Origin of the sequence: Bartonella sp. TS82HLJMH, assembly GCF_042193495.1 — a bacterium.
Taxonomy (GTDB): domain Bacteria; phylum Pseudomonadota; class Alphaproteobacteria; order Rhizobiales; family Rhizobiaceae; genus Bartonella; species Bartonella grahamii.
The window spans coordinates 13,991-39,722 of sequence record NZ_JBHILU010000008.1 but is presented as its reverse complement, the minus strand read 5'-3'; the positions used below and the strand labels follow the sequence as shown (position 1 = coordinate 39,722).

Genomic DNA, 25,732 nt, shown 5'->3' with positions numbered 1-25,732 from the left:
GTTGTCGATTTGTTGATAAATATACCTGTTTATAAAATTCAAAATACTTTCCACAAAGAAGATAAACCCTATATAATACATAAAATATCTGTGGAGACATCTTTATGTTAAATGTACAAACTTCTTCAATGTTTAAAATATTAAAACAATTTCCAATCGTGATTTTTTTGGCATGGTTAGTCCCATTTTTAAGTGGGTGCGGATTTAATACGATACCAACAAATGAAGAAAAAGCACATGCAGCATGGAGTGAAGTGCTCAATCAATATCAACGTCGTACAGATCTCATCCCCAATCTTGTAGAAACAGTTAAAGCTTACGCAGCTCATGAACAAAGCGTTTTCACAAATGTAATTGAGGCACGTGCCAAAGCAACGCAAGTCAACATTAATGCAGATATGTTGAATAATCCAGAAGTTATGCAGCAATATCTCAAAAATCAAGAAAATTTATCAAGTGCCCTTTCACGGCTTATGGCTGTTGTCGAAAACTATCCGGATCTTAAAGCAAACCAGAACTTTCTTGCTCTTCAATCACAATTAGAAGGAACAGAAAACCGGATTTCCGTTGCGCGCCGCGATTATATTGAAACAGTACGTGCCTACAATACTGCACTCAAAACAATGCCGACGATGATTTGGGCAAAGCTATGGTTTCGTGATGCTAAGCCTATACCTACTTTTACCATCGATACTGATAGCCAACAAACACCAAAGGTTAATTTTAATTAATGAAAATATTTCAACACTCTATACAACGTCGTACTTTTCTACGTTTATGGGTTCCTTTGAGTATTCTATATTTGATCATTGCATTGGGGAATGTCACTTACGCACACACTAAGTTTCCTCCTTTAACCGGCTATATCAACGATATGGCTCATTTACTTGATCATGCAACACAAAGAAATTTAACGGAAAAGCTAACTACACTGGAAAAGAAAACAGGAGATCAAATCGTTCTTGTGACGCTCCCTACTCTTTCGGGCAATGATATAGAAACATACAGCAATTCTCTTTTTCGTACATGGAGATTAGGCCAAAAACAAATCAATAACGGCATATTAATCGTTATTGCACCAAATGAACGCAAAGCACGTATTGAGGTAGGCTACGGTCTGGAGGGAGAACTAACAGATGCCATTTCCTCTGTCATTATTAATAGCTTCATGATTCCTAATTTTCGTGAAGGAAATTATCAAAAAGGAATTGTCGAATCCGTTCACGCAATTATCAAAGTTATCACACAAAGTGATGCTGATTTTTCTTTTCGAATCAATCAAAAAGCTAAAGCTGTTGAAGAACAACGCAAACAAGCTGAAAAAGAAGAAATGATTATAAATACAACCATCTTTCTCATTCTCTTTATAGTCATTGGTTTGCCCATTCTTGCTATGATTTTTGGTAAAAAAATAGGTCCACGAAAGTATCTTTGGCTAGGTATTGTCTTCACACCTTGGTTTTTAAACTTAAATGCGAGCGGTAGAGGTTCTGGTGGAATCTTTGGTGGACATTCAGGGGGAGGAGGATTCAGAGGTGGTGGTGGATCATCAGGTGGTGGCGGTGCAACAGGAAGATGGTAAAACGAGCATAACGATTTTTTTAATAAAATTCATTGCACTTCTTATGAACTATCTCTTAATTCTTTTTTATTTTTCTGATTATAATACAAACTCAAACATCAAGATAAATATTACCAATGACATTTGAATTAAAACATACAGATCGTAATCGCTTATCACATCATTTTAATGCAATTTTAGGAAATCCACCCGTTGAATGGAAGATAAGTAATCATCTAGTTGAGTATCCTGAAGCTCTGCGTTATATGCAAGAACGTGTAGAAAAAATTCTTGCAAAAACCGCGCATGAACAAGTTTGGCTTCTTGAACACCCTTCCCTTTATACAGCAGGGACGAGTGCAAATAAAAAAGATCTTTTGGCGCCTAATTTATTTCCTGTTTATGAAGCAGGACGTGGAGGTGAATTTACATATCACGGTCCAGGACAGCGTATTGCTTATATCATGCTTGATCTTAAACGCCGAAAACAAGACATCCGTGCTTTCATTAGTGCATTAGAAGAATGGATCATACAGATGCTTGCAAACTTTAATATTAAAGGTGAACGCAGAGAAGATCGCGTTGGTGTCTGGGTTAAACAGTCTCATTGCCCATCAAAACAAAATGATCTTTCTTCCGAAGATAAAATTGCAGCTATTGGCATTCGAGTGCGCAAATGGATAAGTTTTCATGGAGTTTCTATCAATGTTAATCCTAATTTAGCCCATTATTCAGGAATTGTTCCTTGTGGAATTACAAACCACGGTGTAACAAGCTTTCTTGATCTAGGTTACTCTGTAACAATGCATGATATTGATATTGCTCTCAAACACGCTTTTGAACAAATTTTCGGTCCAACAATTGATGTTTCCTAAGTGCATTGATTTTTAAATAAAAAACAGGCATAAAATTACTTTAATAAATATTTTATTTTATGAGGTAGATAGTTAACCGCTATGAGCGATAACAAAAAGGATCTTTTTAGTGTTTTAAATAAAGCCCAATCTCGGGTAAATACAAAAGAAAACACTCTGCAGTCTCCAATGAAATCAAAAGCGATGATTTCAAAAAAAAGTGCAAAAAATACGCAAGAAGACGACTATAATGCCCTCTCTATTCGAGTGCTTGAGGGTTTAGAGCCCGTACGTTTACGCCCTGGAATGTATATTGGTGGAACAGACAGTAAAGCGCTCCATCATTTATTTGCCGAAATTATTGATAACGCGATGGATGAAGCTGTTGCGGGTTATGCAGATTTTATTGAAGTCTCATTAGATAGGAGCGGTTATATAACCGTTACAGATAATGGACGCGGTATTCCTGTCGAAAATCATCCTCAAATGCCTGAGAAATCTACTCTTGAAGTTATTATGACACAACTCCACTCAGGAGGAAAATTTGATGGAAAGGCTTATCAAACTGCGGGGGGACTTCATGGAGTAGGAATTTCTGTCGTCAATGCTCTTTCTGATGATATGGAAGTTGAAGTTGCACGAGAACGAAAACTTTACCGCCAACGTTTCTCACGCGGTATTCCTCAATCTGGATTGGAAGATCTGGGAGATGTTTATAATCGTCGTGGTACGCGCGTTCGCTTTCATCCTGATCGTGAAATTTTTGGTGAAAAAGCAGCTTTTGATCCAGAAAAAATCTATAAGATGGCATGCTCCAAAGCCTATCTTTTTGGTGGCGTAAAAATTCGCTGGACTTGTGATCCCGTCATACTTGAAAGCGCAAAAAATATTCCTGAAAAAGCTGTTTTTCATTTTCCCAATGGGCTTAAAGACTATTTACTCTCGTCACTAAAAGATGAATATAGAGTAACGTCAGAAATTTTTTCTGGCAAAACACAACAAAATAATGGCCATGGCTCCGTTGAATGGGCGATCGCTTGGCATGGTGGTGATTCTTGTGTGCAATCTTATTGCAATACGATTCCTACAGGAGAAGGCGGAACACACGAAATAGGATTACGTCAAGCTCTTTTGCGTGGATTGAAATCCTATGCTGAGTTAATAGGAAACAAACGCGCCGCAATTATTACGTCTGACGATATTATGATTTCAACAGCCGCAATACTTTCAGTCTTTATCAGTAACCCTGAATTTGTTGGACAAACAAAAGATCGATTAGCAACTATTGAAGCACAGCGTATCGTTGAGAATGCAATCCGCGATCCTTTTGATCATTGGTTAGCAAACTCCCCGCAAGAAGCAACAAAACTTCTCGATTGGGTTATTGAACGTGCTGAAGAACGTGTTAAACGACGCCAAGATAGAGAAATAAGTCGAAAAACTGCTGTCCGTAAATTACGTCTGCCCGGTAAACTTGCAGATTGTAGTCAGAACCATGCTGTGGGTGCTGAACTATTCATTGTTGAAGGAGATTCTGCAGGAGGATCTGCTAAACAAGCAAGAAATAGAGCAAACCAAGCAATTTTACCTCTTCGTGGTAAAATCTTAAATGTCGCCAGTGCTGCACATGAAAAAATGAACTCAAGCCAAACAATTAGCGATCTTATCCTTGCTCTTGGATGTGGAACACGCTCCAAGTATCGTGAAAAAGATCTCAGATATGAACGTATTATCATCATGACAGATGCTGATGTTGATGGTGCCCATATTGCGTCACTGCTCATTACCTTCTTTTTTCAAGAAATGCCTGACCTTATTCATCAGGGACATTTATATCTCGCCGTCCCTCCCCTTTATAGAATATCGCAAGGAGGAAAAGTTGCTTATGCTCGTGACGACATTCATAAGGATGAATTGCTCAAAACTGAATTTACTGGAAAAGCTAAAATCGAAATCGGGCGTTTTAAAGGGCTGGGTGAAATGCGCGCTGAACAACTTAAAGAAACGACTATGCATCCTCAAAAACGTACATTGCTTCGTGTTTCTATTAATGCCGTGGAAATGCAAGAAACGAAAAAGACTGTAGAAAGTCTCATGGGAACAAAACCAGAAGCACGATTTCGTTTCATACAAGAAAATTCTACTTTTGCTTCTAATCTAGACATCTAATGTAAAAATATCCCTTTCAAACCACTGCGGCTGCGTCAATCACGCGCAGTTGCGGATTGGTCGTTCCATTCCAATAATTCAAACTAAGATGACCAGCTAAATGAATCATTTCACCAATATTTTCAAAAAGAAAATCACCAAGCGATGTCCCTACAGCACGAAAAGCTATTCCTTGCAGTTTTTTTCCTTCAACATTAGATACAATGAGGCGAAGATGTCCTTTACCAACTTCAGATAGATTCACCAATCGATGAGAGGGAAGAACAAAAACAGGTGTTGCATTCCCTGTCCCAAATGGCCCTGCTTTTTCAAGCAACTCAAACAGCGCTTCATTAACACCAGAAGCAGAAAGAGAACCATCTATACTAAGAGACTTTTTAGCATGCAACTGTGAGACCCTTAAAGAAACTTTTTCTTCTAGCCATTTTCGAAAGATTTCAATTTTTGTTGATTGAATTGTAATTCCTGCTGCCATACTATGTCCCCCTCCTTTTTCTAATAAATTTAATGTAACAGCTTCACGGACGAGTGCTCCTAAATCTATACCATTAATTGAACGTCCCGACCCTACGCCATTTCCATCTTCTTTCAAAGCAATAGCAAAAACAGGACAAAAAAAACGCTCTTTGAGACGGGAAGCAAGAATACCAATAATTCCCGGATGCCATTCTTTATGAGAAATTACAAGGGACAAGGGTATTTCTTGATCTTGATAAAGAGAAGCAATGTAAGATTCCGCTTGTGCTAATTGAATGTTCTCCATTTCTTGGCGTTCTTTATTAAGCCGATCTAATTGTTCTGCTATTCTGTCCGCTTCATCTTTATTCTCACAGCTAAGCAAACGTGCTCCCAAAGCTTGATCACCAATGCGCCCTCCTGCATTAATTCTAGGACCTAACAAAAAACCTAAATGAAAACTATTAAGCGGCTCCCCTATTCGTGCAACCTTTGTTAAAGCTGTTATTCCTGGATTATGCATAGAACGAGCAACTTGAAGCCCTTTTATCACAAAAGCACGGTTAACCCCCTGTAATGGAACGACATCACATATGGTTGCCAATGCAACAAGATCAAGCATACTTAAAAGATCAGGTAGCTGCCCTTGGAATTGTTTTTTCCGCAGCAAATGATGAACCCAAGCTAACGTAACAAAAACAACGCCCGCTGCACATAAATGCCCCTGTTTAGAAAAATCATCAGGGCGATTAGGATTAACAAGAGCAACAGCTTCTTGATGGATCTCTGACATTTGATGATGATCTAAAATCACAACATCAGCACCAGCAAGCCTCGCTGCTTTTACCGCATCTGGACTGTTTGCGCCACAATCAACAGTGATAATTAACCGAGCACCTTCTTGCACAAGCATCCTCATTGCTTGTTCATTCGGACCATAGCCTTCAACAATACGATCAGGAATATAAATTTTGACTTCAATACCAAAATAACGAAAAAAACGCGCTATGAGTGCCGAAGAACAAGCACCATCAACATCATAATCACCAAAAACAGCAACCTGTTCTTGATTAAGAAGAGCCTTAACAATACGCTCTGCAGCGCATTGCATATCCCTAAAACTTTCTGGATCAGGCATAAGCGTACGTAATGTCGGATTAATAAAAGCAACAGCCTCAGCTTCATCTACATCTCTTGCTGAAAGTACTCGAGCTAACTGATCTGGAAAACCAAATTTTTGAGAAATAGCGCGCGCATTATTTATTCCTTGAACACCAAGGGCATCTAACCAAGCTTGACCACAAGCAGAAGATTCAACATTGAGAAAATAACGAGACCACTGCATTATTGCTTATTTTATAATGAAGAAAGATAAAATACAATCATGCGGTAAAGATAAAATAGTCTTTTGCAACATTCATTTTAAGTTTAAATTGTCCACAAACTTCTTTTAATGGGGTATTATAATACCATTCTTATAACATATTGTTTTATAAAGTTTTTATTTTCTCTTGACGTCAATCAAAAGACATTATATCAGAGCAAGTAGTATGCGTTAAATATTTCGCTATGGTAACAATTTTCAACGCAAAACAGTAAAAATTCCCTTATATTAAAAGGGTTCTTATAAAGGATACTTCTATGGCAACTTTTTCACAAAAGCCAACTGAAGTGGTGAAAAAATGGGTTATTATTGACGCAGAAAACCTTGTTTTAGGTCGTCTTGCCGCATTTGTTGCTAACCGCTTACGTGGCAAACATAAAGCTACATTTACTCCACATGTTGATGATGGTGACAACGTTATTGTCATTAATGCAGATAAAATAGCTCTCACTGGCAAAAAATATACGGATAAAAAATATTATTGGCATACCGGTTATATTGGTGGAATCAAACAACGTACAGCACGTCAACTTCTTGAGGGGCGTTTTCCCGAACGCGTTATTGAAAAAGCGGTAGAGCGCATGATTCCTCGTGGTCCCCTTGGTCGCCGTCAATTGAAGAATCTACGTGTTTACGCTGGAAGCCAACATCCACATGAAGCACAACAGCCTGAATCTCTTGATGTTGGTGCTTTAAACTGCAAAAACAAAAGGATTGCTTGATTATGGCTGAAATTAATTCTCTTTCTGAGCTTAGCATAGTAACAAGTATTACAGAAACACATGAAAATGTTGTTCCTGTCCACGTGCAAAAGCTTGATTCACAAGGACGTGCTTATGCAACAGGAAAGCGTAAAGACGCTGTTGCGCGCGTATGGATTAAACCAGGTTCTGGAAAAATCACGATCAACAATAAGGAATTTGATAAATATTTTGCTCGTCCTGTTCTTAGAATGATTCTTCGTCAACCAATTGTTACAACAAACAGAGAGACCCAATTTGATATTATTGCAACCGTTGCAGGTGGTGGTCTTTCCGGGCAAGCCGGTGCAGTACGCCATGGCATTTCCAAAGCTTTAACCTATTATGAACCAGAACTTCGTTCAATCTTGAAAAAAGGTGGTTTTCTTACCCGTGATAGCCGTGTTGTTGAACGTAAAAAATACGGTAAAGCAAAAGCACGTCGTTCTTTCCAATTCTCAAAGCGTTAATTTCAATTTTTGTACAATACATAAAGCCTCGGACAAAAACGGGGCTTTTTTTAACTGCTAAAACAGATTTTTAGTAAAGAAAAATTTACACCTGTTAGAAGAAAACAAGAATGCAAAACAACCCCGTCTCCTTAGACAAGGACTAAAAAAGTAGATCAAAAAATTCAAAACCTCAGTTTCAATCTCTTAAAACTTATATTTTGCTAATAGACCTACCCACATATTAGTAGAATACAAAAATATCTGCAATATAACTTTAGTTATCTCATAAGGTTTTCAATGTCTTTTTCTATCATTATTTAACAAGCTTCAGTCCAAGAAATGCTTTACCATTGTGATAAAATGCGGGACAGAAATAGGTTTTGACATATATTCTTCACATCCACTTGCACGAATTCGTTCTTCATCCCCTTTCATAGCAAAAGCTGTTACAGCAACAACGGGAATCGATCTTAGTTCTTCATCTTCTTTTAATTGTTTAATAACATCTATTCCAGAGACCTCTGGCAACTGGATATCCACAAGAATAAGAGATGGCATTGATGAACGCGCCAAATCTAATGCCATAAGACCATTTCGCGTTTCAATGGTTTCATAGCCACTCGCTTCTACGAGATCACGGAATAGCTTCATATTAAGCTCATTATCTTCCACGATCATAACTTTTTTTGACATTAGTATAACTTCCATCTTTCTTAGACAAAATAGAAATGAATTTACATTCTCTTTGCTTAAGATAAAATGATAAAAAAAATTGTAAACCACAAAGAGACTAAAAGATTCCAATAAAAATTTTTTTACGCAAACATTTGTAATACTCATCACTATGCTTTTTCATTTCATAAAAATGAACCCCACAAATAGTCGTAAGATTGTATTATCGTATATTTTTTGAGTTGATCTGCAAAGTTTATGGATATCTCGATTAATGCATTCGCGTTTTCATCATAAAAAAATATCAGCCACAAACTTAGCTCAAATACGTATTTTAAAGAGGAAAAATTTAAGTAGCCTTTAAAATAGCTGATTAGTTAAATTCAATGTGCCATATATTGCCATCCCCAAAATAATATCTTAAGAATAAACATATCAATATCATTAAGAGTAAAATATGAATAAACCGTGATTAAATATCACGGTTTATTCATATAAAATATTCAAGAACAGAATAATTCAAAGTTCATCAAGTAAAATAACTTTTAATTCAAAGCCCATGCACTATAAGCAAGAGCATCGAATGCTCTTCCACCTGTCTCTCTGCTAGGACTCGGCGGCTTTCTAGTAAAGAAATATACAAAATATGCGATTAAAGCAAAAATCGCTGTCTCGATCCCCATTAAACCCGCAACTTTTTGGACATTTTTCCCAGCCCCTTGTCCTCCAAATTGGCTAATAATCATATCAACAGCTTTAATAACTCTATTTTCCTGTGTCATTACAGAAATGAAACCAGCATTTTGAAATCTACCATTTAAAGAACCGGCATTGGCTCCTAAAACCTGTGAAAAGAAAATAGCGAAAGCAACCACACATACTATACAATGCTTAAATATTTTCATCATAACCACCTAATGTTTAATAAAATAAATTTTCTTTACCACCCCCTCTAAATAGAAAACACTACATCATCTATCGATAAAGTATATTTATATACTTATAATAAAAAATATAATACAAAACTTTAATTAATAATTTTATTTTAATTATTATTTTTATATTATATTACATTTATAATATATCCGTTACATATTTATCTTAAGTTTGTCAATTGTTTTATTTGTGTTTTTATATTATACAATTTAATGCTAAAATTTATTAAATTAGAATTATTTTATTGTTTTTATTATAATTTTAGCTTTATTATCATAAATATTATTATAGTATTACAGTATAAAAATATTAATGTGTTGTTTTTTAGTTACACATATTGTTTTTATTTTTTGTATAGTACAGCAAGATAAATATTTTTAAAATTTACAGAAAACAAAAAAATACTTTATTGAAATATTCTGATAAAATTATTTTGCATTATTATAAATTGAGAAGAAATAGCTGTCCCAGTAAAAAAATTAGCGTAAACTCCAGCTTAGCTCTTTGATTGAAAAAGCTAAATCAGATACAATAAGAGATAACTTTTGGTGAACGCGCCAAATCTAATGCCATAAGGACATTACACATTTTGACGATTTCACAGCCTCTCGTTTCTACAAGAACTCGGAATAATTTTAATAAAGTTCTTTAATAAAGTTCATTGTCTTCCACGATTATAACTTTCTGACTTTTATATCATCCCCCTAATCCATTAAATTTACGAATTGTTTTCTTATAACTTATGAAAGTCATGGCAATAAAAAGAAAAGTACTCAACAGAAGATATCCAATATTCCATTCATTTTTACCAAATAACAGTGAAACGGGCAAAGAAGCAGAAAAAGCCATTGGCAGCAGAAACAAAAACCATTTCACGATGCTTGAGGGATAAATTGCAATGGGGATATATGAAAGTTCATAAACCATTGTATGAAAATATTCGACTGGCATCTTACGATTAGTAACAAATGTTATAAAGTTGAACATCATGCAAAAACAGATATTGATGATAAAGACACAAACTATTGCAACGATAAAAGAAAACCATCCCATCTTAATGCTTGAAAGATCCGGTAATGAAACAAAAAAATACGCACTCACACAAAGAACAAATAAATTTATCAGACGAAGAGGATTGCACCAGCCAACCAACATGAATACCCAGATTGAAACAGGCTTTGTCAGATATGATTCAACCTTACCACTCGCGACTTTTTCAAAAAATATTCCAATAGAATTGGTAAAAATACTTAAAAACACTCGGAGTAAAACGAAGACAACAAAGATAAGATGAATTTCATCTGTGCTATAGTTACCGATCTTTCCTGAAAAAGAAGATATTTTATCAATAAATATGAATTGAATAAAATAATAGCAAAGAGAAAGAAGAAACTCCCCAATCAAATTCTTACCGTAAACAATCTGCCGGCGTATATTCATACCAATAAAATGAATAATTATCTTCACCTCAACCACCCGCTCCATGATACGCTTTCATTCCCTTCTTCCAGACAACATGAATAAAGAATAGAAGACACAAAATATAAAAAACACTGCCCACAATAAACTGATGGAAAACCGCCAAATTATGCGTTGCAAGAAACTCAGCAGGAGCAGAGATCATGAAACGATAAGGGTTAAACTGCATGAGCGGAATAAGCCACGTGGGCCAGAAAGAGGGTGGCAAAAGAACACCACCAAGAAGAGCCGAACTAAGGATACTAAAAGAGAGCAAAATACCGTACTCAATCACCCAGAAAATCAATAACGAAATTGCGAAAGAGAGTAAAAAAAGCAATTGAGAGAGAGCAAGAATGAGAAAAAAGAGCAGAAAAGAGAGTATTAATCCCAGAATATTCTCGTAAGATAAAAGAAGCTTTACCATAAAGATCACAAGTAAAGGAGTAGCATATAACACACTCTCACCCAAAAAGGTAAACAGCATTTGTGTTATGTAACTGAATGGCTTTGTGAGAGTGACTTCTAATTTACCTTCTTTAACATATTGAGAGAAAGACTGAATTAAACCATAACCATTATTTAAGCGTGATAAAATTAAAGCCAAGGCATAATAATACATCATATCATGAAAGCTAAAACCGTTTATGGTGCTGCCCATATCAGAAAAAAGTGCGTTCCATAACATGAGTTGAATAACGAATGGCGAAAGAGTCCCCATGACAAAATCAGTAAAGAACATTGCCCTGTCATTGACGATAGTGAGTAATCCATTCTTGGCAAAAAGAAACATGCCAAAGCAATTGTTAGATAAATTCTTTAAATTTAACACGGAGCATCTCTTCGAGGGAGGGAGTGGACAATTTCAATGCAATCTCATCAATTTTTTCTATAACAGCTGAAGGTGCAGCCAAGTGTTCACAAAAAAGCGTCATTCTCACCAAAGAAGGAATGACATTCTTAAGCGCGTGAAGATTGCCATGAAACTGTTTCTTTCCCTTATGCAAGAGAATAATATCGTCGACATATCCATCAATATCCCCCCTATCATGACTTGTGATGATATATCCAGTGCCGCACTCCCTTTTCAGTTTTTTAAGAAGCTCCCTGATTTCATGCTTCGATGTAATATCAAGACCAATACTTGGTTCATTGAGGAACAATAGTTTAGGCCTAAAGGAGAGATTAAATGCCTATTCACTTTTCACTCTTTCACCCAGACTAAGCATCCGCACTGGCTTATCCATAATATGCTCAAGACCCAGCAACTCAGCAATCTCTTTAAGATCACGGGTAAAAGAAGCGCGTTCAAGACCATATAATGGCTGAACCATATCCAGACTGTAGCGTAAGGGTAAATCCCACCACAAACAATTCTTGTGACCAAAGACCACCCCCAAAGACTTGAACAAATCTTTCTTCGCTTTATAAGGATCAACATCAAGGACTTTAACATATCCTTCATCAGCACATTGTATACCAGAAAGTATTTTAATCAGTGTTGATTTACCCGCTCCGTTAGGACCAAGGATTGCTAGAGATTGCCCTGAAAAGAGGGTGAAACTCATATCTTTTAACACATGATGATTTGTATAAACCGGCTTGAAGAGGGAAACCACCTTATTTGTAAAACCAGTTCCTCTGTCTATGTTGCGATATATTTTTGAGATGTTATTAACGTCAATCAATAATGATCCCATCAGTCACTCCTAATTTCAACTTATCCCACCTTTGAATGTTCCCATAATAAATATCTGTTTTGTTCACTAGAAAAAAAGTGTTCAAACTCTCCCTAGAGCAATAAAACGCACCTAACGTTTTATATCCAATTTTTTGTATAGATATTTTTTCAATGCGATGAGCTCACTTCAATGAAGCATTAAGATACTGAAAATTTATTTCTTCTTTTATGAAAGATAATTTTTTGGATAAACTAAGTAAGTAGAAAAATAATTGCTCATTGAAAGGAGAAATTTGCTAATAAGCCTTCATTGTATAAGCAAAAATACAAAGCGTAAATCTATACTATAAGCATATCAAACCACATTGATAACAAAACAAACTTCCTTGACAACAGGAATTCTTTGAGAAAAGACTTTTCCTAAGCATTACTATAAAATGCCTCAATTATCTCCCATAAAAAAATTAAAATTGCCTTCCCTATTTTAGTAAGTATCCTTCAGATTTTATCTAACTCATCTCTCTCAACAGACACACCTCCCCAATATATGACCCTATAGATAATTCAAAGGAGCAGCTTCATCAGCTCAGATTATTAAATAACACACCATATCCAAAAATAACAATACAATCTATATGGATAAAGAGCTGTAGAAAGAAAACTTATGATATTCGAAAATTTCATCACTCAAAAACATAATTTTCTCATAGCAATTTACTTATCAAAAACTTTCTTCAAATAATGCCCTATTCATCTTATCAAATTTATAGACAAAATTTGTATCAATCAAAAAGAACAAATGAAGTTTCTTTATTCTGTTTCAGCATCACGCTCATTAAAAGACAAAAGATTAAAACTTTGGACCATATGAGGTGGTAAAGGTGCAACAATATCCAATATTCCTCCTGAAGGATGAGGAATACGAATACGACGTGCATGAAGATGAAGACGGTTTTGAATTCCTCCTGGCAATGTCCAATTACTATCAGAAAAAAAATACTTTGTATCGCCAATGATCGGATGATCCATATAGGCAGCATGCACACGAAGCTGATGTGTTCTCCCTGTATAGGGTTCCATTTCAAGCCACGAAAGAGCCCGCCCTCGCGTATCTAAAACGCGATAGTAGGAAACCGCATGATGTGAGTCTGGCTCCCCATGTTCACAAACACGCATTTTGTCACCTTGTGCAGTCATTTCCTTAACCATCCACGTTGAAATTTTGTCCTGCTTTTTTTTAGGCACGCCCCGAACCAACGCCCAATAAGTCTTTTTTGTTTCTCGCGCTCTAAAAGCAGCTGTTAAGGACTGAGCAGCTCCCCTTGATCGCGCAACAATAAGGACACCCGACGTCTCACGATCAAGCCGATGAACCAAACGCGGCTTTTCACCTTTTTTATTGCGCCATACCTCAAGCATACTATCCATATGGCGTGTTAAACCAGAGCCTCCTTGTACAGCCAACCCAGCTGGTTTGTTAAAAACAAATACCTTTGGATCTTCATAAAGCAGCATTTTTTTCAAAACGGTTTCATCATCCTGCCCACGAAGTGTTTTATCCGTTATTGAAAGATTTTCCTTGTCATTAATAGGGAGAGGTGGAATACGAACAGCTTGCCCCATACAAAGACGCGCATCGGCTTTAACACGTCCACCATCAACCCGTATCTGACCAGAACGCAACAATTTTTGCAAAGCTCCAAAACCAAGTCCTGGATAATGCACTTTAAACCAGCGATCTAAGCGCATTCCATTTTCATCTACCTCAACTTTTTTTATTTCTATGCCTGCCATGAAAATTCCCTTACCTGATAATTTTATTGATCTATTTTTGCGCCTTTATAAACACAAAAATTCATATTTTAGTTGGCGTTATCACACCATATTACAGTTAGTATCCAAAATTGCCTTTTCTCAACGTCCAAATTTTATTAGCTAAAAACTAAGCGTTATAAAAATCAACAGCCTTTACGCTTAATAGCGAATGGAGATAATTAACCGTGTCCTTATTCAAAACCTATGCACGTGTTCTCACTTACCTAAATAGAGAAAAAAATGCATCCCTTTTAATCTGTACCGCTAATGTTATGTTAGCTATTATCACCATTGCAGAACCTATTTTATTCGGACGTGTTATTGATTCTATTTCAGAAAAATCAGCTATCATTCCTACTCTTACCCTTTGGGTTTGTTTTGGACTTTCACATATTATTGCTTATGTCCTTGTTGCTCGTGGTGCTGACCGCTTAGCCCATAGACGCCGCTTAACGGTTTTAACGGAATCTTTTGAACGTATCATTGCCATGCCTTTAATTTGGCATCAACAACGTGGGACTTCCAACGCACTCCATACACTTTTGCGCGCAATAGATTCCATGTCAACCATATGGCTTGATTTTATGCGCCAACACCTCTCGACGCTTGTCGCCTTATTGGTTCTCATCCCCATAGCGTTTAATATGAATTGGCGTCTTTCAATAGTCTTAGTTGTGCTTGCCATCATCTACGTATTAATTGCACGTTTAGTGATGCGAAAAACAAAAGACGGACAAGCTGCTGTAGAATACTACCACCACAACCTTTTTAAACATGTCAGTGATTCAATCTCTAATGTTTCCATTGTACAAAGTTATAACCGAATAGAAGAAGAAACTTCTATACTGCATCAACATACAAATGCTTTGCTTAAAGCACAAAATCCTGTTCTCAATTGGTGGGCGCTGGCCAGTGGCTTAAATCGAATGGCTTCAACAATTTCAATCGTTTGTGTTCTTCTTCTTGGAGCTTTTTTTGTTGCAAAAGGTCAATTGCGGGTAGGTGAAGTTGTTGCTTTTGTTGGATTTGCACAACTCATGATTAGCCGTCTAGACCAAATGAGCAATTTTATTAATTGTGCAATATCCTCACAAGCAAAACTGCAAGATTTTTTTGAAATGGAAGACTCAACCTTTCATATCAACGAACCACAAAATCTTCCTTCCCTCCAAAATGTTAAAGGCGCCATAGAATTTCATCACGTAACCTATAAATTCGCAAATTCTTCTCAAGGTGTTTTTGATATTTCCTTTGAGGTTAAAGCAGGACAAACTGTTGCGATTGTAGGACCAACAGGGGCTGGAAAGACAACACTGATCAATCTGTTGCAGCGCGTATACGACCCTGCCTTTGGGCATATCTCCATTGATGGAATAAATATATGCTCGATCAATCGCGAATCTTTGCGCAAATCTCTAGCAACAGTATTTCAAGACTCGGGTCTTTTCAACCGTACTATTCATGACAATATTTCAATAGGAAAAGCGAGCGCAACAAATGAGGAACTTTATGAAGCAGCAAAAATAGCAGAAGCTCACGATTTTATTCTAAAAAAAGCTGAGCATTATAACACAATAGTGGGCGAACGAGGATCTCAATTATCAGGTGGAGAAAAACAGCGACTAGCAATTGCACGCGCTGTTTTAAAAAATGCCGCTATTCTCATTCTAGATGAAGCAACAAGCGCTCTTGATGTTGAAACAGAAGCACGTGTCAAAGATGCTCTCGATTCCATACGCCGTAACCGCACTACTTTTATTATAGCACATCGCCTCTCAACAGTACGCAATGCTGATGTGATACTCTTTCTGGAACATGGTTACTTAATGGAAAAAGGAAACTTTCAAGAATTGATCGATAAAGGAGGGCGTTTCTCCAAATTTTTAAAGGCAAGTGGTTTAACAATCAAACCACCAGAAAGAGAAGGAGAAAATGTTATCCCCTTACATGAAGCCATAGCTTCATAAAAACGATACTCTTCATAGATCTTATGCAAAAAAAATCCTCGTCAATATAACAAGAGTGCTTATATATAATAAATAAAAAGATTTCTAAAAATGCCACAAACCATTTTAGATATTTAAGACAAATATTAAAACAGTTTAGTATTTTCTCTGCTATTGCAATTCTACTAGATTGGGACAAAAATATTTCCCTATATCTGTGCATATTGACGAGTACACACTCTCATTTAGGGAAAATGTAAAGGTAAAAACAATTTCCAGTTTTACCGTCTTCTTTTAACTCAGCTTTACGAATTTCAAAACGAACTAAAGAAATATCTTTTAAATAATGAATATTATGTATTGCTTTGCACTTTTGTTTATCACTTTCTTTATAGTCCTCTCATAACGAACAGAACATCATTGTTTTACACATTCATATGACTTTTTTTAAGAAACATTTCTCAATGCTCTTAAGCCCATTTCACAACGACATTCGTGAGTGGTTTTGATTAATTTAACATACACAGAATTTGAAATAATAAAATCCTACGAATATTCGTAGCTCTTATTCAAAAGATAAAACGATAAATTATCATTATAACTCAATGTATTAAAGCAATTTTATCATAAAAATAAATTAGATATTAATCTAAATCCTTAGATTTATATGATATTCCTTTGATTTATATTGATAATTCATTACTTTATAACTTGAAATAAAGATTTATAAAGATAGGAGAATATTCTTTTCAAAACCTTTTAATAATAAACCAAAAAACTGTTCTCTTGTACATAACAAGCAAAATGAAAACAATAGCTCTAAGATATAACAACGCTTTTATAAAGAAAGGGATTTTAGTCATTTGAAAGCTAGTAGAATAATGACAGCTTATAACTTTATAAGGATAATTGTATGCAATAAATCTTGTATTATTCCTTTCATAAAAAGAGATAGTTTTTCAAAAAAATCTATAAGAACAACACAATAACTAGTCTTCCTAGTAAAAGAATACACAGCAAAGCATGAAATGCTGCATAATCTATCTTATCTTAAAAAGGTGACTCCTGAAACGCTTGGAAGCTATAAAGCCAAATGAAAAAGTGATAATAAAGACAAACACTGTTTTTATCTTTACAATTGTATTTTCCCCCAATTACGCTGTATCTTGATTTCAGAAACACACCAGACAGATGTTCGTGATATTTAGATTCCAACCCAATATAAAAATGTAAAAAACACCTATGCAGAATGATTTTATTCTTTAATTTTTCCCAGAAAATCTTTTAGTGCCGCAAATGCCTCATCAGCTTTGTTCCCCTCAGGACCACCAGCCTGTGCCATATCAGGACGGCCACCTCCACCTTTACCACCAAGCATCACTGAAAGAATACGAACGAGATCAACAGCATTGAACTTATCCGTTAAATCATCCGTAACACCGACAACAGCACTCCCTTTTCCATCCTCCGAGACACTAATAAAAGCAACCACTCCAGATCCGATTTGTTTTTTCTCAGAATCGACGAGCGCCTTAAGATCCCGTGGTAAAATATTTTTAACAACACGTCCGGTAAAAGAAAGTCCATTAATGATGGTAATATCACCTTGGCCCCTTTCTGTTATTCCACCACTCAACATCATTTTCTTGCGTACATCATTCAATTCTTTTTCAAGTTTACGACGATCATCAAGCAAAATTCGCACCCGTTCTTCTACGTCAGCAGAAGAAGTTTTTAAAAGATCAGCAATTTCATGAATACGTTCATCTTGGCGGCTAAGATAAAGACGTGCTTCTTTTCCTGTTAAAGCTTCAATACGCCGCACTCCAGCTGAAACAGAACTTTCAGAAAAAATATGAATCAAACCAATATCACCTGTTCGCTCCACATGTGTGCCTCCACAAAGCTCTATTGACCAATGCTTTTTTAATCTTCGCTGTTCAAGTGGCTCCCCCATAGAAACAACGCGAACTTCATCACCATATTTCTCACCAAATAATGCCATTGCACCTTCAGAAATTGCATCATCTACAGCCATGAGGCGCGTTATCACTCTACTATTTTGCAAAATAATCTCATTTGCTAAATCTTCTATTTTTTTCAGTTCTTCTGGTGAAACAGATTTTGGATGAGAAAAATCAAAACGCAACCGATCTGGCGATACAAGAGAGCCTTTTTGTGTAACATGAGATCCCAAAACTTGTCGTAAAGCTTCGTGTAACAAATGAGTAGCAGAATGATTTCCACGAATTTTTTTACGACGAACAACATCAACGGTTAATTCTACATAATCAGACCTCGATGCCTGACCAGATTTCACCTCCCCAATATGGATAAAAACACCATCACCCTTTCTTTGGGTATCATGCACCTCAAAAATAAAATTTTCACCAGAAATGATACCACTATCACCAATTTGCCCACCAGATTCACCATAAAAAGGTGTCTGATTAACAACAAGCATAGCTTTCTGACCTGAGGAAATATGATCAACGAGTTTACCATCACACACGAGAGCTGTAAGAATGCCTTTAGCCGTTTCGGTTTCATAACCCAAAAATTCTGTAGCCCCCACTTTATCACGAATAGAAAACCAGATCTTTTCTGTTACAGCTTCCCCAGAACCAGACCAATTGGCACGCGCTTCCTCTTTTTGACGTTCCATCGCTTTATCAAAGGTATCAACATCAACAGATATTCCACGACGCCGCAAAACATCCTGCGTTAAATCAAGCGGAAAACCATAGGTATCATAAAGCTTGAAAGCAACTTCACCATTTAAATGATCTCCTTCTTTAAGATCGGTACTCGCTTCATTTAACAAACCAAGTCCTCGTTCAAGCGTTTTACGAAAACGTATTTCTTCTAACCTTAAAGTTTCTGAAATCAAAGATTCAGCACGCACCAATTCAGGATAGGCTTGTCCCATTTCGCGGTTTAAAGCAGGCAAAAGTCGCCACATTAAGGGCTCTTTAGCACCAAGAAGATGCGCATGACGCATAGCACGACGCATAACACGACGTAAAACATATCCTCTACCTTCATTAGAAGGAAGCACACCATCAGCAATCAAAAATGCAGATGAACGAAGATGATCAGCAATGACACGATGGCTGGCAATAAAATCACCCTTTGCCTCAATCCCTGTAATTTCTTCTGATGCAGCAATTAATGCACGAAAAAGATCAATGTCATAATTATCATGAACGCCCTGTAAAACAGCAGCAATACGCTCTAATCCCATACCGGTATCAATAGAAGGATGAGGCAAGTCAACACGTTCTTCCTGAGAAATCTGCTCATATTGCATAAAAACAAGATTCCAAATCTCAATAAAGCGATCGCCATCTTCTTCCATACTTCCAGGAGGACCGCCCCAGATTTCATCGCCATGATCATAAAAAATCTCCGAACAAGGCCCACAAGGTCCTGTTTCTCCCATCGACCAAAAATTATCAGCCGTCGCAATACGGACAATTTTTTCATCTGGAAGACCTGAAATTCTACGCCACAATTCAGCAGCAAGATCATCACTCTGGTAAACTGTCACCAACAATTTATCTTTTGGTAGGCAAAATTCCTTCGTTAAAAGATTCCATGATAAAAAAATGGCTTCTTCTTTGAAATAATCACCGAAAGAAAAATTACCCAGCATTTCAAAAAATGTATGATGGCGTGCCGTATAACCAACATTATCAAGATCATTATGCTTTCCACCCGCACGAACACATTTTTGTGCTGTTGTTGCCTGCTTATAAGGAGGTTGTTCAAGTCCAGTAAAAACATTTTTAAACTGCACCATCCCTGCATTTGTAAACATAAGTGTAGGATCATTTCGCGGAACAAGCGGACTAGAAGAAAGAACTTTATGCCCATTACGATGAAAATAATCCAAAAATATTGACCGAATATTATTAACACTATTCATACTGACACCTGCTCAATACAGCACAAAACCATAAAAACCCCCCTCATTAAATATCCTCTTCGCCACGCATGGAGTCAATTTAATCAAAGAATGAAATATTTGTTTTAAAAAATTGAGAAAAAATGACTGCGTATTTAAAAACTCAAACAAAAAAACAGAAAAATCTTAAAGGAAAAAATTATAGACGAAAAAAACGCTCCATCAAATGGCTTCATCACTTTCTATATTTTCTGACCCTGCATTTTCTAACAATTCAATTGCAATCAAACCAGCATTTTGGCGCAAAGCTGCTTCAATCTCTGTAGCTATTTCCGCATGTTCACGCAAAAACTGCTTTGCATTCTCACGCCCCTGTCCTAAACGCTGAGAATTATAAGAAAACCATGCGCCAGATTTTTCCACAATACCAACCTTGACACCCAAATCAATCAATTCACCTACTTTGGAAATACCTTCACCATAAATAATATCAAACTCAACCTGTTTGAATGGAGGTGCCAGTTTATTCTTCACCACTTTAACGCGCGTCTGATTACCAACGATTGCATCCCTATCTTTAATGGATCCAATGCGACGAATATCCAAACGAACAGAAGCATAAAACTTTAAAGCGTTTCCACCCGTTGTCGTTTCGGGAGAACCAAACATCACACCAATTTTCATGCGAATTTGATTAATAAAGACAACCATACAGTTAGAGCGAAAAATTGCTGCTGTTAATTTTCGCAACGCTTTACTCATTAACCGAGCTTGCAATCCGGGCAAAGCATCACCCATTTCACCATCAATTTCTGCTCGTGGTGTTAAAGCTGCAACAGAATCCACAACAAGCACATCAACTGCACCAGAACGAACCAACGTTTCTGTAATTTCCAATGCCTGTTCACCGGTATCTGGCTGAGAAATGAACAAATTTTCTAAATCAACACCAAGCTTACGCGCATAAATAGGATCAAGCGCATGCTCTGCATCAATAAAAGCACAAATCCCACCCCCTTTCTGTGCTTCAGCTATAGCATGTAGAGCCAACGTTGTTTTCCCAGAACTTTCTGGTCCATAAATCTCAACAATACGCCCCTTCGGTAACCCACCAATCCCTAAAGCAATATCCAAAGATAACGACCCTGTTGGAACTGTTTCAATTTCAACAACCTGCTCTTTTTGCCCAAGACGCATAATCGAGCCTTTACCAAAAGAACGTTCAATTTGTGAGAGAGCAGCATCGAGAGCTTTTGTTTTATCCACGATTATATCCTTGACCGATTCATAATAATCTGAAACTTAAGTGTACACTGTACTTTTAATTTAACTAAAGGCTTGAGTTTAGATTTTCACAGACTATTTCCATTCCTATCTCCACATTATGCCCATAACATTCATGACCATCACAATAAAGAATTAGCATTGCTTATCTTATGACACATAATAAACTCCAATAAAATAATATCACCATGAGAGCATAGTTAACATATTTATATCTCTCTAGAAAAGGAACAATTTAAATTTAAACACAATGTTCTACAGCCCTCCTGCTTATCCCTTTGATTAAGGACTTAAGAGACTAAGAGTTCTCCTGCTATTGATCACACAAAAATGCATTATCAATCAACCTCATACCCTATTGCATCGAAGAACAAAACGCCATTGTGTTGCATATTCATACACTTGATTTAAGAAACATCTCTCAACACTACCAAGCTCACTTCGTGACAACACCCTTGAATGCGGTATACTGTAAAACCCTTTGGGTGCCACCATCTTTACACTAAAGAAGGAGCAAATCGGCGCACCATCACACTATTCATCATCCCCCAATGTTGCGACAGCTCTCGGCACTTGAGACGCTTCATAAGAGGAATTTTTAGTTCTTTCTTGCACAGTTTTTATCACACGCTAATCCTTCTTATAACATACAAGCGAATGATTTGATTGATTCAACAAATAACAGGCTTGGAATGAGTAAAATTCACGGTATTTAGGATTTTCATTCAACTTACAAAACAGTGAATTATCGTTATAAATAAATATATTATTTAATAAAACCACAAAAATAAAGCAGCTTAAAAGTTGAATGACACATTTAAATTTAATAAAAAATATGCACTTTTGAGGATATCAAAAAATATCTACGAGCAACGCAATAAATGTTTAAAATACAAGCTAAATTGCTCATATAATAGCATAAGAGATAAAAAATAAATCCAAGATCAATAAAACATGTATTTCTACTCAAATTTTATTTTTGATCTTTACGTTTTTTGCGCAATTGTTTCCACCACTCAAGACGTTTCATAATTTCACGCTCAAAACCACGCTCAACTGGCTTATAATAACTCTGACGCCCAAGTTTTTCGGGAAAATATTCTTGTCCTGAAAAAGCGTCTGGTTCATCATGGTCATAACAATAACCATTTCCATACCCTTCCTCCTTCATAAATTTCGTAGGAGCATTAAGAATATGCTTAGGAGGTGATAAAGAGCCATTTTTGCGCGCACAACGCAGTGCTGCTTTATACGCGAGATATGTTGCATTTGACTTTGGCGCAGTTGCAACATAAAGACATGCTTGCGCCAAAGCCAATTCTCCTTCTGGTGATCCTAAATAATCATAGGCATCTTTTGCTGCATTACAAATGACAAGAGCTTGAGGATCCGCCAAACCAACATCTTCAACGGCCATACGAACCAATCTTCGCCCAATATAGAGAGGATCTTCACCAGCATCCAACATACGTGCCAAATAATAAAGCGCAGCATCAGGATCAGATCCACGAACGGATTTATGCAACGCTGAAATGAGATTATAATGCCCATCTCGTCCTTTATCATAAATAGGCACACGACGCTGAATAACTTTTTGCAAAGCAACAACATCAAGAATCTCTCCCAATGGGGCAATAGACCAAACTTCCTCTGCCAATGTTAAAGCTACCCGCGCATCACCATCAGACATCTCTATCAAAACGTCTCTGGCATCATTATCCAAGGGAAGAGTTTTTCCCTCCACTTCTTCAGCACGCTTCAAAAGCATGTCCAAACTTTCATGATCATGTGAAAGAAATGTTAAAACACGTGCACGCGAAAGAAGAGCAGCATTAAGTTCAAAAGAAGGATTTTCGGTTGTTGCACCTATAAGTAACACAGTACCATCTTCCATCACAGAAAGAAAACTATCCTGCTGTGCACGATTAAACCGATGAATTTCATCAACAAAGAGAAGTGTTTTATCTCCAGATATAAAACGCCTCTGCGCAACTTCAAAAATCTTTTTAAGTTCAGAAACTCCTGTAAAAATAGCAGAAACCTGTTCAAACGCGAAATTTGTTTCAAGTGCTAACAAACGTGCAACAGTTGTTTTTCCCGTCCCTGGAGGCCCCCAAAAAATCATCGATCCAATTGAGCCAGTTGCCACCATACGTGAAAGCAAACCATCCTCTCCAATCAAATGCTTTTGTCCCACAACATCATTGAGAGAACAGGGGCGCATTCTTTCTGCAAGTGGCTGATTTTTATTAACTTGAAAATCAAACGACGAAGTAAAAAAATCTTTCTTCAAAAAAAACCTCAACGAATAAATTGGCGAATATACATACCGTCACGTTCATATTCCAATTGCCAAGTACGCGAACGAGCTTGCATAAGAACCTTTTTCAACTGATGAACTGTTTGAATTTTATGACCATTTACAACACGTAGAATATCTCCTGACTGAAAAATTCCAGCTGCATTGCTCATGTCATCAAGGTTGGTAATCACAACCCCTTTTGCAGATATAGGAAGATGAAAACGTCGACTATTTTGCGGTGTTAAATCTAACACTTCAGCACCAGCAAGAGGACTGTCACCCGTGATTTTTTCAGATTTTAAAAATGCAGTTTCTGATATCGATGAAACTGTTATTTGTGTTTTTAAAGTTTTTCCATTTCGTAAATACTCCAAAGCAAGACTATGCTTAACGCCAGCTGTCATCAAACGATACCCAAGACTATCTGGACTATCAACACGTACCCCTTGCACACTCAAAATAACATCACCTACTTTCAATCCAGCTTTTTCAGCAGGACTATCTTTGATAACTTCAATAATCAGAGCACCATAAGGACGTTCTAAACCTAAACCACCAGCAATATCAGGTGTAACATTTTGAAAAGAAGCCCCAATATAAGGCGGCACAAAATATTTTCCACCGCGTTTAACAGTATCAAGCATCACTTTTACAAGATTAACTGGAATAGCAAAACCAATTCCTACAGAACCACCGGAACGCGAATAAATAGCCGTATTAATTCCGATTAATTGACCTTTCATATCAATTAAAGCGCCACCAGAATTCCCTGGATTAATGGCAGCGTCTGTTTGAATAAAAAAGTCAAAATCAGAAATCCCAACACGTGTACGCGCTTGCGCTGAAACAATACCACTTGTAACTGTTTGACCAACACCAAAAGGATTACCAATAGCAAGAACAAGATCACCAACTTCAACAGCATCAGAATTTCCCAAAGAAAGAACAGGGAATTGAGCATCTTTTTCCTCAACTTCAAGAATTGCAATATCCGTTGCTTCATCTTTGAGCACGACCTTACTCTCAAACTCCCGCCCATCAGAAAAAGCCACTTTAATTTCGCTTGCATCTTTAATGACGTGGTAATTTGTAACAATCAAACCACGTGCATCAACAATCACCCCTGATCCTAATGACGATTGCTTGCGAACAGGAAAATTATTTTGAAAACGACCAAAAAATTGCTCAAAAAATGGATCGCCTTCAAAAGGTGAGCGTGCTCTAATTTGTCGAGCTGCATAAATATTTACAACAGATGGAACTGTCTTTTTAACTAAAGGAGCAAATGAAAGAGTGATTTCTGTTTGTGTTTGAGGAATATGAGCATATACATGATCAAATGATATCTGCATCATAATTGCAAAAAAAATCCGCACCCAAAAAGAATATCTCATAATACACTCCTTATAAAATCAGCACATTCTGTTGAAGATTAATAGAATAAAAAAACTCATCCCCGCAAATTAAGGATCTCTATTAATATTTCATAATAGAGAATAAAAACAACCTATTTGAACAATAAATATTATAAAAATCAGATAATTCAATGTCCTATAATTTTCTCTCTGCATCTATTTCTCAACTAAAGCAAACTTTAAAATGCTCACAAAAAAACCGCCTAAGACAAGGCGGCCTTTAAAAATCTAACAGAATTAAAAAAACTCTACGAAGATGTCCCCTTTTCATTCTCAGAAACCTCCATGCGAGCACGATCCCCAGCACCCTTCGCTTCAACATCACGATCAACAAATTCTATAACAGCCATAGGCGCATTATCACCGGTACGAAACCCCGCTTTCATAATACGCAAATATCCACCGTTGCGTAATGCATAACGTGGCGCAAGCGTATCAAATAATTTTGCAACCTTTCCTGCATCACGAAGTGCCGCAATTGCTTGCCGACGCGCATGCAAACCACCACGCTTACCAAGAGTAACGAGTTTTTCAACAATAGGACGAATTTCTTTAGCCTTTGGAAGCGTTGTCACAATCTGCTCATGCTCGATCAACGAAGTTGCCATATTTGCAAACATCGCTTTACGGTGACTGGCAGTACGATTCAACTTGCGTCCTGACTTACTGTGGCGCATAAGCACTCTCCTTAAATTCTAAT

20 protein-coding genes are annotated in these 25,732 nt (G+C 36.8%); 7 read left to right on the top strand and 13 right to left on the bottom strand.

Annotated features, from left to right (window positions below; translation table 11 throughout):
• Positions 1–104 precede the first annotated feature (104 nt).
• From ACFIKO_RS05315 to parE, 4 genes are all read left to right on the top strand, one after another.
• Positions 105–731, top strand: coding sequence for a LemA family protein (locus ACFIKO_RS05315; RefSeq protein ID WP_375673451.1), 627 nt, complete (start codon positions 105–107; stop codon positions 729–731).
• On the top strand, positions 731–1,582 hold the full coding sequence (locus ACFIKO_RS05310) for a TPM domain-containing protein (RefSeq protein ID WP_375673450.1): 852 nt from the start codon (positions 731–733) through the stop codon (positions 1,580–1,582). The genes ACFIKO_RS05315 and ACFIKO_RS05310 overlap by 1 nt, the downstream gene beginning before the upstream one ends.
• Before the next feature lie 116 nt (positions 1,583–1,698).
• The gene (gene lipB / locus ACFIKO_RS05305) at positions 1,699–2,436 is read left to right on the top strand and encodes a lipoyl(octanoyl) transferase LipB (RefSeq protein ID WP_375619890.1); all 738 of its coding nucleotides are present in this window, start codon (positions 1,699–1,701) and stop codon (positions 2,434–2,436) included.
• An 81-nt stretch (positions 2,437–2,517) separates the two neighbouring features.
• Positions 2,518–4,584 (top strand): DNA topoisomerase IV subunit B, encoded by a 2,067-nt coding sequence (gene parE, locus ACFIKO_RS05300; RefSeq protein ID WP_375619891.1) that lies wholly within the window; start codon positions 2,518–2,520, stop codon positions 4,582–4,584.
• Between the two features lie 16 nt (positions 4,585–4,600).
• Here parE and recJ read toward each other — a convergent pair whose 3' ends face one another.
• Complete coding sequence (recJ, locus tag ACFIKO_RS05295; protein ID WP_375619892.1) at positions 4,601–6,385, bottom strand: single-stranded-DNA-specific exonuclease RecJ; 1,785 nt, start codon at positions 6,383–6,385, stop codon at positions 4,601–4,603.
• Positions 6,386–6,681: 296 nt separating this feature from the next.
• On the opposite strand from recJ, the gene rplM reads away from it, so the two are divergent.
• Both rplM and rpsI read left to right on the top strand, forming a co-directional pair.
• Positions 6,682–7,146, top strand: a complete 465-nt coding sequence (gene rplM, locus ACFIKO_RS05290) for a 50S ribosomal protein L13 (protein ID WP_375619893.1) — start codon at positions 6,682–6,684, stop codon at positions 7,144–7,146.
• A 2-nt stretch (positions 7,147–7,148) separates the two neighbouring features.
• Positions 7,149–7,634, top strand: coding sequence for a 30S ribosomal protein S9 (rpsI, locus tag ACFIKO_RS05285; RefSeq protein WP_375619894.1), 486 nt, complete (start codon positions 7,149–7,151; stop codon positions 7,632–7,634).
• 309 nt (positions 7,635–7,943) lie between these two features.
• Here the strand turns inward: rpsI and ACFIKO_RS05280 are convergent, their stop codons facing one another.
• The 7 genes from ACFIKO_RS05280 to ACFIKO_RS05250 form a co-directional block, all read right to left on the bottom strand.
• Positions 7,944–8,309, bottom strand: coding sequence for a response regulator (locus ACFIKO_RS05280; RefSeq protein ID WP_015856546.1), 366 nt, complete (start codon positions 8,307–8,309; stop codon positions 7,944–7,946).
• 524 nt (positions 8,310–8,833) lie between these two features.
• On the bottom strand, positions 8,834–9,193 hold the full coding sequence (locus tag ACFIKO_RS05275) for a hypothetical protein (RefSeq protein WP_375619916.1): 360 nt from the start codon (positions 9,191–9,193) through the stop codon (positions 8,834–8,836).
• A 727-nt stretch (positions 9,194–9,920) separates the two neighbouring features.
• Complete coding sequence (locus ACFIKO_RS05270; protein WP_375619895.1) at positions 9,921–10,709, bottom strand: ABC-2 family transporter protein; 789 nt, start codon at positions 10,707–10,709, stop codon at positions 9,921–9,923.
• Complete coding sequence (locus ACFIKO_RS05265; protein ID WP_375673449.1) at positions 10,693–11,514, bottom strand: ABC-2 family transporter protein; 822 nt, start codon at positions 11,512–11,514, stop codon at positions 10,693–10,695. Before ACFIKO_RS05265 ends, ACFIKO_RS05270 begins: the two co-directional genes overlap by 17 nt.
• Positions 11,489–11,845 carry a hypothetical protein gene (locus tag ACFIKO_RS05260; RefSeq protein ID WP_375619897.1) on the bottom strand — a complete coding sequence of 119 codons (357 nt, stop codon included), beginning with the start codon at positions 11,843–11,845 and terminating at the stop codon, positions 11,489–11,491. The genes ACFIKO_RS05265 and ACFIKO_RS05260 overlap by 26 nt, the downstream gene beginning before the upstream one ends.
• A gap of 30 nt (positions 11,846–11,875) precedes the next feature.
• The gene (locus tag ACFIKO_RS05255) at positions 11,876–12,382 is read right to left on the bottom strand and encodes an ATP-binding cassette domain-containing protein (RefSeq protein WP_375619898.1); all 507 of its coding nucleotides are present in this window, start codon (positions 12,380–12,382) and stop codon (positions 11,876–11,878) included.
• Positions 12,383–13,173: 791 nt separating this feature from the next.
• Entirely contained in the window at positions 13,174–14,157 is a 984-nt protein-coding gene (locus ACFIKO_RS05250; RefSeq protein WP_375619899.1) for an RluA family pseudouridine synthase, read from the bottom strand.
• A 206-nt stretch (positions 14,158–14,363) separates the two neighbouring features.
• On the opposite strand from ACFIKO_RS05250, the gene ACFIKO_RS05245 reads away from it, so the two are divergent.
• Positions 14,364–16,145: a glucan ABC transporter ATP-binding protein/ permease gene (locus ACFIKO_RS05245; RefSeq protein WP_375619900.1), complete on the top strand. Its 1,782-nt coding sequence runs from the start codon at positions 14,364–14,366 to the stop codon at positions 16,143–16,145.
• Between the two features lie 1,234 nt (positions 16,146–17,379).
• Here ACFIKO_RS05245 and alaS read toward each other — a convergent pair.
• From alaS to rplQ, 5 genes are all read right to left on the bottom strand, one after another.
• Positions 17,380–20,052: an alanine--tRNA ligase gene (gene alaS / locus ACFIKO_RS05240; protein WP_375619901.1), complete on the bottom strand. Its 2,673-nt coding sequence runs from the start codon at positions 20,050–20,052 to the stop codon at positions 17,380–17,382.
• Positions 20,053–20,253: 201 nt separating this feature from the next.
• Positions 20,254–21,297 carry a recombinase RecA gene (recA, locus tag ACFIKO_RS05235; protein ID WP_375619902.1) on the bottom strand — a complete coding sequence of 348 codons (1,044 nt, stop codon included), beginning with the start codon at positions 21,295–21,297 and terminating at the stop codon, positions 20,254–20,256.
• 991 nt (positions 21,298–22,288) lie between these two features.
• Positions 22,289–23,608, bottom strand: coding sequence for a replication-associated recombination protein A (locus ACFIKO_RS05230; RefSeq protein WP_375619903.1), 1,320 nt, complete (start codon positions 23,606–23,608; stop codon positions 22,289–22,291).
• An 8-nt stretch (positions 23,609–23,616) separates the two neighbouring features.
• A complete protein-coding gene (locus ACFIKO_RS05225; RefSeq protein ID WP_375619904.1) occupies positions 23,617–25,011 on the bottom strand; it encodes a DegQ family serine endoprotease in 1,395 nt (464 codons plus the stop codon).
• Between the two features lie 269 nt (positions 25,012–25,280).
• Positions 25,281–25,709 (bottom strand): 50S ribosomal protein L17, encoded by a 429-nt coding sequence (gene rplQ / locus ACFIKO_RS05220; protein ID WP_375673448.1) that lies wholly within the window; start codon positions 25,707–25,709, stop codon positions 25,281–25,283.
• Between the last annotated feature and the right edge of the window lie 23 nt (positions 25,710–25,732).